Source organism: Actinomycetospora sp. (genome assembly GCF_055612215.1).
This window is the reverse complement of record NZ_JBVPVA010001060.1, coordinates 1-5,895: the sequence shown is the minus strand read 5'-3', so window position 1 is coordinate 5,895 and position 5,895 is coordinate 1. Positions and strand designations below refer to the sequence as shown.

Genomic DNA, 5,895 nt, shown 5'->3' with positions numbered 1-5,895 from the left:
CGGCCGGTGACCCGCGGCGTCGTCGAGGACCGCCCGGCCCCGCAGGGCGACCGGCCCCGGTCCCCGCTGGCCGTGCGGATGCGCCCCGCGAGCATCGACGAGGTCGTCGGGCAGGACCACCTGCTGGCCCCGGGCGCCCCGCTGCGCCGCCTCGTCGAGGGTGCCGCCCCGGCGTCGGTGCTGCTCCACGGCCCACCCGGCACGGGCAAGACGACCCTCGCCCGCCTCATCTCCCACGCCACCGGCCGCTCGTTCGAGGCGCTCTCCGCCCTGAGCGCGGGCGTCAAGGAGGTCCGCGGGATCATCGAGGTGGCACGCCGACGCCTCGCCGCCGCCGAGCCGCGCCGGACGGTGCTGTTCATCGACGAGATCCACCGCTTCAGCCGCACCCAGCAGGACGCCCTGCTCGGCGCCGTGGAGGACCGGGTGGTGCTGCTCGTCGGGGCCACCACCGAGAACCCGAGCTTCTCCGTCGTCGCCCCGCTGCTCTCGCGCAGCCTGGTCCTCGGCCTGCACGCCCTCGACGACGCCGCCGTCGGCACCCTGCTCGACCGCGCGGTCGCCGACGAGCGCGGCCTCGGCGGCACCGTGACGCTGACCGACGAGGCCCGCGCGCACCTCGTCCGGCTCGCCGCGGGCGACGGCCGGCGCTCCCTGACCGCGCTCGAGGCCGCCGCCGACGCGGTCGAGCCGGGCGGCGTGATCGACCTCGCGGTCGTCGAGCAGGTCGTCGACGAGGTCGCGGTGCGCTACGACCGCGCGGGCGACCAGCACTACGACGTCATCTCCGCGTTCATCAAGTCGATCCGCGGCTCGGATCCCGACGCCGCGCTGCACTACCTGGCCCGCATGATCGTCGCGGGGGAGGACCCGCGGTTCATCGCCCGGCGCCTCGTGGTGCACGCCAGCGAGGACGTCGGGCTCGCCGACCCGACGGCGCTGCTGGCCGCCACCGCCGCGGCCCAGGCGGTGCAGCTCATCGGCCTGCCCGAGTGCCGCATCGCCCTCGCCCAGGCCACGATCCACCTCGCGACGGCGCCGAAGTCCAACGCGGTCATCACCGCGATCGACGCCGCGATGTCCGACGTCCGCAGCGGCGCGGCCGGCTCCGTCCCGCCGCACCTGCGCGACGGGCACTACGCCGGCGCCGAGAAGCTCGGCAACGCCGTCGGCTACCGCTACCCGCACGACGACCGCGCGGCCGTCGTGGCCCAGCAGTACCCGCCCGACGAGCTGGTGGGCCACGACTACTACGAGCCGTCCGGGCGCGGCGAGGAACGGGCGATCGCCGAGCGACTGGCGCGGCTGCGCGACGTCGTCCGCGGCTGAGTGATCGTCCGGGGCGGCCCACCGCGCGCCGTGGTCACCCGGGTAGCCTTCCGCCACCGCACGGAGCACCCGGTTCGTCCGGGTCCTCGTCCGCGGACGTCCTTGGACCCCAGCCGAAGGGGAAGTGACCGTGTCGGTCGGGCAGATCGCGGCGATCATCGCTGCGGCCGCGTTCGTGATCCTGGTGCTGCTGTTGGCGGTGCCCCTGCTCAAGCTCGGGCGCACCCTCGACGAGGCGACGATCGCCATCCGCAAGGCGCACGAGGGTTCGGGCCCGCTGCTGGACGACGCCCAGGTCACGCTGACCACGGTGAACACCCAGCTCGAGCGGGTCGACGGCGTGACGGCCAGCGTGCAGGCCGTCGCCGCCAACACCCGCGCGCTGAGCTCGCTGTTCACCGCGACGTTCGGCGGCCCGCTGGTGAAGGTCGCCGCCCTGTCATATGGGCTGCGCAAGGCCAGCCAGGCACGGAGACTGAGGAACGCGCCGCCGTCGAAGCGGACCGCGAAGAGCAACGGCAAGCGGAGTGCCCGGGGATGAAGCGACTGTTCTGGATGGGTGTCGGCGTCGCGATCGGCGTCAGTGCCACCCGCAAGGTGTCCCAGGCCGCCCACCGCGCCAGCCCCGCGGGCGTCGGCGCCAGCCTCGGCGAGGGCCTGCGCGAGCTCGGCGCCGGCCTCGGCGCCTTCGGGGCCGAGGTGCGCGCCGCGATGACCGAGCGCGAGGAGGAGCTGTACTCCTACGTGGAGGACACGGCACGGATCCCGGTGCGTCCGGCCGTGCTCCCGCCGCCCCCGGAGCCGGCGCCGATCCCCGCGCGACACGCGCGAGCGCCCCGGCGGGGGGCCGCGGGTCGCTGACCCCGCCCCCACCGCCTCGCCTCACCGGCCCCTGACACCCAGAGCAGGACAGAAGTGCAGACCCACGAGATCCGCCGCCGTTTCCTCGCCCACTTCGAGAACGCCGGGCACACCCCCGTCCCCAGCGCCTCGCTGATCCTCGACGACCCGACGCTGCTGTTCGTCAACGCCGGGATGGTGCAGTTCAAGCCGTACTTCCTCGGGGAGGCCCCGCCGCCGTACCCGACGGCCACCTCGGTGCAGAAGTGCGTGCGCACCGGCGACATCGAGAACGTCGGGCACACCACCCGCCACAACACGTTCTTCCAGATGGCGGGCAACTTCTCCTTCGGCGACTACTTCAAGGACGGCGCGATCCGCCACGCCTGGGCGCTGGTCACCGGCTCCCAGGACGACGGCGGGTACGGCTTCGACCCCGAGCGCATCTGGGTCACGGTCTACGAGAACGACGACGAGGCCGAGCGCATCTGGCACGAGGTGATCGGCCTGCCGTCGGAGCGCATCCAGCGCCGCGACGGCCGCGACAACTACTGGGACATGGGCATCCCCGGCCCCGGCGGGCCCTGCTCGGAGATCTACTACGACCGCGGGCCCGAGCACGGGCTCGACGGCGGCCCGGTCGTCGACGAGGACCGCTACGTCGAGATCTGGAACCTCGTCTTCATGCAGGACGTGCGAGGGGAGCAGAGCCCGAAGTACGGCGCCGCCCCCATCGGCGAGCTGCCGTCGAAGAACATCGACACCGGGCTCGGCGTCGAGCGCGTCGCCTTCCTGCTCCAGGGCGTGGACAACGTCTACGAGACCGACCTGGTGCGCCCGGTGATCGACCGCGTGGAGCAGCTCTCGGGCCGGTCCTACGACCGGAGCGGCGAGGAGGACGGCGTCCGCTTCCGCGTGATCGCCGACCACGTCCGCACCGGCACCATGCTCATCGGCGACGGCGTGGTCCCCGGCAACGAGGGCCGCGGCTACGTGCTGCGCCGGCTGCTGCGCCGCGTCGTGCGCAACGCCCGGCTGCTCGGGATCACCGAGCCGGTGCTGGTCGACCTCGTCGGCGTCGTCCGCGACGCGATGAGCCCGTCCTACCCGGAGATCGCCACGAGCTACGAGCGGATCGCCGCCGTCGTGCGCCGCGAGGAGGAGGCCTTCCTCGCCACGCTGGCCACCGGCTCGCGCATCTTCGAGTCGGCCGTGGCCGAGACCCGCGCCTCGGGCTCGACGACGCTGCCGGGCTCGTCGGCGTTCGCCCTGCACGACACCTACGGCTTCCCGATCGACCTCACCCTCGAGATGGCCTCCGAGGCCGGGCTGGCCGTCGACGAGGGTGCCTTCCGCACGCTCATGGACGAGCAGCGGGCCCGCGCCAAGGCCGACGCCGCCGCCCGCAAGCACGGCGGCGCGGACGCCAGCGCCTACCGCGAGGTCCTCGAGCGGTCCGGCCTCACCGACTTCCTCGGCTACACCGACCAGCGCGCGGACGCGACGGTCGTCGGGCTCGTCGTCGACGGCGTGGGGGTGCCGGCCGCCGTCGAGGGCGACGACGTCGAGGTCATGCTCGACCGCACGCCGTTCTACGCCGAGGGCGGCGGCCAGCAGTCCGACACCGGCCGGCTGTTCGGTGACGGGTTCACCGTCGAGGTCACCGACGTGCAGACGCCCGTCCCCGGGCTGAGCGTGCACCGCGGCCGCGTCCTGCACGGCGAGGTCACCCGCGACGCCGCCGTCTCCGCCCAGATCGACATGGAGCGCCGGTCGGCGATCTCGCGCTCGCACACCGCCACGCACCTCGTGCACGCGGGCATGCGCAAGGCCCTCGGCGACTCGGCCGCCCAGGCCGGCTCCCTCAACGCCCCCGGGCGCCTGCGGTTCGACTTCACCTCGCCGGCCGGGGCCGTGCCCACCTCGGTCCTCGCCGACGTGGAGGACGAGGTCAACTCGGTGCTGCTCGGCGACGACGAGGTCCGCGCGTTCGTCACGAGCATGGCCGAGGCCCGCAAGCTCGGGGCCATCGCGCTGTTCGGCGAGAAGTACGGCGACGCCGTGCGGCTCGTCGAGGTCGGCGACTACTCCCGCGAGCTCTGCGGCGGCACGCACGTGGGCCGCGCCGGGCAGCTCGGCCTGGTCAAGCTCCTCTCCGAGGGCTCGGTGGGCTCGGGCGTGCGCCGCGTCGAGGCCCTCGTCGGCATCGACGCCTTCCGCTTCCTCGCCCGCGAGCACGTGCTGGTCAACCAGCTCGCCGAGCAGTTCCGCGCCCAGCCCGAGGAGCTCCCCGAGCGGATCTCCGGGGTCGTCGACCGGCTGCGCGCCGCGGAGAAGGAGCTCGAGGCCGTGCGGGCCCGCGCGGTGCTCGAGTCCGCCGGGGCCCTGGCCGACGGCGCGGACGTGATCGGCGGAGCCGACGGCATCGCGCTGGTCGCCGCCCGCACGCCCGACGGGGTCGGCGGCAACGACCTGCGCACCCTGGCCTCCGACGTCCGCGGCCGGCTCGGCGACCGGCCCGGCGTGGTCGCCCTGTTCGCCCCCGACGGCGACAAGGTCTCCTTCGTGGTGGCGACGACGGCCGCCGCCCGCGACCGCGGCCTGGCCGCGGGCGACCTCGTCCGGGGGTTCGCCCCGACCATCGGCGGCCGCGGCGGCGGGAAGGCCGACCTCGCCCAGGGCGGCGGGTCGCCCGCCGGCGGCCCGGGCGGGATGGACGCGGGCATCGGCGCCGCGATCGACGCACTGCGCGCGCAGGTCGCCGGGACGGCGGGCGCCTAGCCCGTGGGAGCCGACGCGGTGCCGCCGGGCCGGGTCCTGGGGGTCGACGTCGGCGCGGTGCGCGTCGGCGTCGCCCTCTCCGATCCCGCGGGGACCCTTGCGACCCCCCTCGTTACGCTCGATCGCGACGAGACGACGTGGTCCGACCTGGACCGGCTGGTGGAGCTCGTCACCGAGCACGAGGTGGTCGAGGTGGTCGTGGGCCTTCCCCGCACGCTCGCCGGGCGCGAGGGTCCGGCGGCGCAGGCGGCGCGGGCCTACGTCGAGGACCTGCGCGAGGTGCTCGCCGAGCACTCCGTGACCGACCTCCCGATCACCCGGGCCGACGAGCGGCTCACCACCGTCACGGCCACCCGGATGCTCTCGGACCGCGGGGTGAAGGGGCGCGCCCAGCGCCGCGTCATCGACCAGGCGGCCGCCGTGGAGATCCTCCAGACGTGGCTGGACGGGCGCCGGCGCCCGGCGCCGGGCGGGGAGGCCCCGTGACGGGTCGCGACGGCGGACGCCGGCTGGTCCCGATGGCGACGGTCGTGGCGCGTCCGGGGAGGGGCGGCTCGGGACGCCCCCGTGCGCAGGACGCCGACGACGAGCGCCGGGCGAGCGTGCCGCGGCGGTCGCGCGGGCTGCGACGGCCGGACCCGGAAGCGGGTCCCACGGCGCGGCCCGCGTCCGACGAGCACACCGACGCCGTCACCGACACGCTGCACCGCGGCGAGGCGGCCACCGACACGCTGCACCACGGCGGCGCGGACACCGGCCTGCCGACGACGCCGTCGCGGGTCGCCCTGCCCGGGCCCGTGGGCCGTCCGACCGCGCGGGAGGCGGACGACGGGGACCGCCGGGAGCGGCCGCGTGCGGCCCCGGCCGGACCGACCGCGCCGGCCGTCGCGGTCGGTCCCACGCTCGCGCCCCCGGTCCGGCGGGCCGCGGCGCCCGTCCCGCTCC

6 protein-coding genes are annotated in these 5,895 nt (G+C 75.6%); all 6 read left to right on the top strand.

The window, feature by feature from the left end; all coding sequences use genetic code 11:
* Nucleotides 1-6: 6 nt before the first annotated feature.
* Nucleotides 7-1,329 (top strand): replication-associated recombination protein A, encoded by a 1,323-nt coding sequence (locus AC0CYZ_RS28705; protein WP_472221520.1) that lies wholly within the window; start codon nucleotides 7-9, stop codon nucleotides 1,327-1,329.
* 130 nt (nucleotides 1,330-1,459) lie between these two features.
* A complete protein-coding gene (locus AC0CYZ_RS28700; RefSeq protein WP_472221519.1) occupies nucleotides 1,460-1,870 on the top strand; it encodes a DUF948 domain-containing protein in 411 nt (136 codons plus the stop codon).
* The gene (locus AC0CYZ_RS28695; RefSeq protein ID WP_472221518.1) at nucleotides 1,867-2,190 is read left to right on the top strand and encodes a hypothetical protein; all 324 of its coding nucleotides are present in this window, start codon (nucleotides 1,867-1,869) and stop codon (nucleotides 2,188-2,190) included. The genes AC0CYZ_RS28700 and AC0CYZ_RS28695 overlap by 4 nt, the downstream gene beginning before the upstream one ends.
* Nucleotides 2,191-2,244: 54 nt before the next feature.
* Nucleotides 2,245-4,950, top strand: coding sequence for an alanine--tRNA ligase (gene alaS / locus AC0CYZ_RS28690; protein ID WP_472221517.1), 2,706 nt, complete (start codon nucleotides 2,245-2,247; stop codon nucleotides 4,948-4,950).
* Nucleotides 4,951-4,953: 3 nt separating this feature from the next.
* On the top strand, nucleotides 4,954-5,436 hold the full coding sequence (ruvX, locus tag AC0CYZ_RS28685) for a Holliday junction resolvase RuvX (RefSeq protein ID WP_472221516.1): 483 nt from the start codon (nucleotides 4,954-4,956) through the stop codon (nucleotides 5,434-5,436).
* On the top strand, nucleotides 5,433-5,895 hold a 463-nt coding region (locus AC0CYZ_RS28680), incomplete at its 3' end, for a hypothetical protein (RefSeq protein WP_472221515.1). The genes ruvX and AC0CYZ_RS28680, both read left to right, overlap by 4 nt.